At 63.8% G+C, this 265-nt stretch carries 1 pseudogene; it reads right to left on the bottom strand.

The window, feature by feature from the left end:
- A pseudogene (locus EOB49_RS35410) lies at window positions 1-265 on the bottom strand (amidophosphoribosyltransferase); the annotation flags it as partial.

The following is a 265-nucleotide window of genomic DNA, read 5'->3' as shown; positions in this document are numbered from 1 at the left end:
GCCGCCGGCGTGCCCGAATCCGGCACCGGTACGACGATGTCCGCCTCGACCGGGCTTTCGACCGCCAACTCTGCGCCGATGCGCTTGCGCACCTCATAGACGTTACGGCCTTCGACCGAGGAATCCGGCCGCGCGAAATAGACATACTCGAAGATGCAGAAGCGGGTCTTCTGCGGTTCGAAGGGGAACAGGCTCTCGATGCCTTTGGAGGTGACGACGACCATCTCGCCGGGCTTCAGGTCGCGAACGAAACGCGCGCCGATGA

Source organism: Mesorhizobium sp. M7A.F.Ca.MR.148.00.0.0, from assembly GCF_003997735.1.
Lineage (GTDB): Bacteria > Pseudomonadota > Alphaproteobacteria > Rhizobiales > Rhizobiaceae > Mesorhizobium.
Note: the sequence above shows the minus strand (reverse complement) of the source record. Positions and strands in the feature narration are given on the sequence as shown.